Source organism: Sporosalibacterium faouarense, from assembly GCF_016765695.1.
Lineage (GTDB): Bacteria > Bacillota > Clostridia > Tissierellales > VENL01 > Sporosalibacterium > Sporosalibacterium faouarense.
Genome location: NZ_JAETGO010000019.1, coordinates 1 through 5004, shown reverse-complemented (window position 1 = coordinate 5004; position 5004 = coordinate 1). Strand labels below are relative to the sequence as shown.

Here is a 5004-nt window from a genome sequence, read left to right as displayed (position 1 = left end):
CAAGAAATGGAGCCATAGGCGAAGATTGATTGGCAGAACTTTACGACTGAAGCCGTAACACTGATAGATAAGAAATAGGTTAATTTCAAGTATTTCAAAAAATTCACAGTAAATCTAATAGTATATAGCACGATCCCTCAGATTAAGTTTGAGGGAATTTTTTTATGGGGATCTAACTTTTAAGTAGATTATACTATTGGTCAGAATTATAAGAACAGCAATGAATCTGATTAGTAGATAATTACAAAATAAATTTTTAGTATTTTTGATTAGAAAAATGAATATATAATGTTGATGTTAGAGATTTCAATAAGAAAATAAATCTAAATATAGAAATAAAAATGGTAGAGAAAAAAGTGATAGAAAAGTTAAAGTAAAGAGGAGGTTTTAGTGGATGACTAGTAATGAAAACATAGGAATAATAATCTATCAAACCTAGACGGGAAAACTAAAGTAGATGTAAGGTTAAAAATGAAATATTTTGTGCTTTGAACTCATCAGTATAGGTTCTTCTTTCTCTTTTAGTTATATAAACGAATCTCCTTTTTATATATTATTTTTAGTTTGCATGACCTTAATTTAGTTGTCTAATTAATTGTAACCGATCCAAATTTTAGTAGGCAAAGCATTAATGATTATGTAAAAAACATAAGAGTAGTATTATTTATGTCTAAATTAGAGAATAATAAGAATAAAATATCACACTAAAGGTCAAATTATCATTAATGTGTTATAAGAGTAAACTGAGATTTACAAGTATTGTTGGACAATGGTTTACTTATAATGTAGTTGAACACAGCTTAAAAATTTAATAGAGAGTGGACTTAAAAGTATTTAAAGAGGTGAATAATAAGTGGAAAATGCAATGTTCTGTTATCAGTGTGAACAAACAATGGGAGGAAAAGGTTGTACGAAGCATGGGGTGTGCGGAAAAACACCAGAAATAGCTAATTTGCAAGATTTATTGATATATCAATTAAAAGGTATATCATGTTATGCAAAACCTTTAATTGAAAATGGAGAAATTATTGATAAGGAAATTGTAAAATTTGTAGAGAATAGCTTGTTTACTACTCTAACTAATGTAAACTTCGATGCCGAGGTTCATGTAGAGCTATTAAAGGAATCACAGAAAATAAAGCAAGATTTAAGGAGTAAAGCACCTACTAGACAATATCCTGACGAGGCTACATATAACCTCAGTGATACTAAAGAAGCTATGCTTAAGGATGCAGTGAAAGCTGGTATTATGTATGATCAAGATCTCGACCCAGATATTCGCTCATTAAGATGGACAATAGTTTACGGATTAAAGGGTATAAGTGCTTACGGACATCAAGCAAGGTATATTAATTACCATAGTGATCAAGTAGATCACTTTTACTTCAGAGCTTTAGAAGCTACGACAAATGATGAATTAACCCTTGAAGATCTTATTCGAATGACTATGAGAGCTGGAGAAATGAGTATAGAAGTAATGAGAATTTTAGACGAAGCAAATACTGAGACATATGATAATCCATCTGCACATAAAGTTAATGTAAATGTTAAAAAGGGACCATTCATAGTAGTATCAGGACATGATTTAAGGGATCTAGAGCAAATTCTTCAGCAGACGGAAGGAAAAGGGATTAATGTCTATACCCATGGAGAAATGTTACCATGTCATGGATATCCAAAATTAAAGAAATATAAACACTTAGTAGGTAACTATGGATCTGCGTGGCAAAATCAACAAAAGGAGTTTAATGATATACCTGGAGCTATTGTAATGACTACGAATTGTCTAATGAGACCAAGAGGATCTTACAAAGATAGGTTATTTAGCACTAATGTTGTAGGCTGGGATGGTATTCAGAATATTAAACTAAATGAAGATGGTACCAAGGATTTTAGTCCAGTTATCGATAAGGCATTACAATTAGGAGGATTCAAAGAGGATGAAGAAGAAAAGGAAATTCTAGTAGGGTTTGGGCACCATGAAACTTTATCCCATGCAGAAACAATAGTAAATGCAGTGAAGAATGGAGACATTAAACATTTCTTCGTAATAGGTGGATGTGATGGTGCAAAGCCAGGAAGAAATTACTATACTGAGTTTGCTAAGAAGGTTCCAGAGGATTGTGTGATTCTAACATTAGCCTGTGGTAAATATAGATTTAATAAATTAGAATTTGGAACAGTGGCAGGGATACCTAGACTATTGGATGTGGGACAATGTAATGATGTATATTCAGCAGTTAAGATTGCTTCAACCCTTGCTGATGCATTTGATACGGATGTAAATTCCCTACCACTTACAATAGTACTTTCTTGGTATGAGCAAAAAGCGGTTGCTGATTTATTGGCACTATTATCATTGGGAATAAATGGGATGTATTTAGGACCAAGTCTACCGGCCTTTATATCTCCTAATGTATTACAATACTTAGTAGATACCTTTAGCTTAACGCCAATAAGTGATCCAGAAACTGATTTAAAAAATTCACTTCAACAGCATTATCAATAATATCAACCTGTTAGATAAAAGGGTCTGTAGGTTGAATGAAGATTTAAATAAAAAGAATAAGGATAAGACGATTGGGCTAGAATTTCAGTTTGGTCGTCTTATTTTTTATTATATTTGTCTAAATATAATATTTAAGGACCATATTAAATCTACATTGCCAGGTTTCCTATTTCTAAATGTTGCTAAGGCGCTTGTAGATAACTTTGGTATTGCAGAAATTGGAACAGTAGAAAATTATATTGAATTTTTTATTTCATAATTCATTGAATATCGACAAGGTTTTAAATATAATATACTTATATGAAAATTTTGCTAATTTGAAAAGATGTGCTGGTTTTGGCAGCGCTAAGAAAAAGATCATCGACATTGACAGTGATTGCTATTTGTCTTTTGATATTACTAATAAGTGGTGGATTATTCACTATGTATTTAACACATACAATTAGTTCTGATGCAGAGATTATCAATAAGTTAGGTATAATAAGAGGGTTGATACAACGGCTTGTAAAACTTGAACTGGCTGGAGTAGAAAGCAATGAATTGATTGAGGGACATAGAATTCAGGATAAACGAATTTAATGACAACAAAATAAATGTGTATGACAAAAATAGAGAAATATATAATGATTTAGAAGATTTAAGTAAGACATTTGGGTCAAATCAAACAAAATGGTACTTAAATCACAATGTTAATTGGTAATTTTTATTTGTAAATTTAAAATATCTTTAAAAACAAGGGGTACCAAGTTTAACATAGATAGAATATAAAAAAACAAGGATTTTCACCAAAGTTTGCCAAAACATACTTTGACACTACCTAAATAAAATAGAGGGATGAAAAATGAGCAAAGATTTTGCGTATGAGAAACAAAAAATATTACCCATAAAAAAGCAATATGAGGTTATGGATATGAGTACTAAGTATAGGCTAGATAATATCCTACCAGAACTTATGAAAAGAGAAGGACTTGACATGTGGATTATTCTTGCAAGAGAATACAATGAAGATCCAGTATTTTTCACACTGATTCCTGGTATAGTACGAACAGCCTCTCGGTTATCTTGTATCGTATTTTATTTACGTCCAGATAACCAGTTAGAATCTCTAGCTTTATGCGGAACAAATCCTCACTTAGCAAAGTTTTACAACCAAAGTTGGAATAGTAAGTCAGAGACTCAGTGGCAGTGTATAAAAAGAATTGTTGAGGAAAGAGATCCAAATAGAATAGGAATAAATGTCTCTGATCAATTTGCTTTAGCAGATGGATTAACAAAAAGACTTCATGATAAGCTTATCTCTACATTAGGTGAGGAATATAGCAAGAGATTGGTAAGTGCAGAAAAGCTATGTGTAGGATGGTTGGAACGTAGAAGTTTACCAGAACTAGAGCTATACCCTCAAATCTATAAGGTAGCTTGCGATATTATTCATGAGGCATTTTCAAATCAAGTTATCAAACCTGGAGTGACTACTACTCAAGATGTGGAGTGGTGGATCATGGAGAAAATAAAGGATTTAGGACTTGAGTTTTGGTTCACACCTACAATCGATTTACAGCGTCAAGGGGTTAAGGAGAAAAGAATAATGAATACTGTAATCCTTCATGGCGATATCCTTCATTGTGATGTAGGGATTACATATATGGGGCTTTGTACCGATACTCAGAAGATAGCCTATGTATTGAAACCGGAAGAAGAAAGAGTACCATTAGGCCTAGAGACTGCATTGAAGTTGTGCAATCAATTCCAAGATATTGTAACAGAGAATTTTGTTGCTGGGAGAACAGGAAATGAAATTATGATTGCTTCATTAGCAGAAGCCAATGAGCAAAATATTAAGGCTATGCTTTATACTCATCCTATTGGTTATCATGGACATGGAGCAGGTCCCACTATAGGGCTGTGGGGTAATCAGAGACAGGTGCCTGGTAGAGGGGACTATCCTATGTATCATGATACTTGTTATGCACTAGAGCTTAATACTACCTCAACAGTGCCAGAGTGGGATAATCAAGAAGTATGTATTTTTCTAGAAGAAACTATTGCCTTTACAAAAACAGGAGTTAGCTATTTAAAGGATAGACAGACAAAATTTATTACTATTGGTTGATGGTTAAGGCTGTAAATTAGTCAATATTATATTCCTAGGATATTTCGTTAATAAAAATATATAAAAATCAAAAATATTTGAGATGCGTGCATGGTTAATTTTATTGAATAGGCACAACTTCTCATACAAGGTTATTTTGCTATATAAAAACTACAGTTATAGCAATATGGTTAACCATATCATAAGTAAAAGTATTATTTAGTAACCTCTAAAGTATAGTCTAATTAACTATGAATTATAATAATTATAATAGCAATATAATATTATATATACTGGACAAAATATCATATTCATCCCCATTACATATAATGTAGAGGGGGTGTTTTTGGTGTGCCCAGCATGGGCACAGTCTATAGGGTGAAAGTCCTGAACACCGAAGGTGATA

4 protein-coding genes are annotated in these 5004 nt (G+C 32.3%); all 4 read left to right on the top strand.

What is annotated here, in order from left to right; genetic code table 11:
- Nucleotides 1–853 precede the first annotated feature (853 nt).
- Complete coding sequence (gene hcp / locus JMO20_RS02670; RefSeq protein WP_202707936.1) at nucleotides 854–2509, top strand: hydroxylamine reductase; 1656 nt, start codon at nucleotides 854–856, stop codon at nucleotides 2507–2509.
- Nucleotides 2510–2540: 31 nt separating this feature from the next.
- On the top strand, nucleotides 2541–2768 hold the full coding sequence (locus JMO20_RS02665) for a hypothetical protein (RefSeq protein WP_202707934.1): 228 nt from the start codon (nucleotides 2541–2543) through the stop codon (nucleotides 2766–2768).
- A gap of 77 nt (nucleotides 2769–2845) precedes the next feature.
- Nucleotides 2846–3088: a hypothetical protein gene (locus tag JMO20_RS02660; RefSeq protein ID WP_202707932.1), complete on the top strand. Its 243-nt coding sequence runs from the start codon at nucleotides 2846–2848 to the stop codon at nucleotides 3086–3088.
- Nucleotides 3089–3350: 262 nt separating this feature from the next.
- The gene (locus tag JMO20_RS02655) at nucleotides 3351–4619 is read left to right on the top strand and encodes a M24 family metallopeptidase (protein WP_202707931.1); all 1269 of its coding nucleotides are present in this window, start codon (nucleotides 3351–3353) and stop codon (nucleotides 4617–4619) included.
- The last annotated feature ends 385 nt before the right edge of the window (nucleotides 4620–5004 follow it).

Coding starts and splice junctions, on each gene's coding strand:
- JMO20_RS02655 (WP_202707931.1), top strand. CDS start 3,351: ATGAGCAAAGATTTTGCGTATGAGAAACAAAAAATATTACCCATAAAA.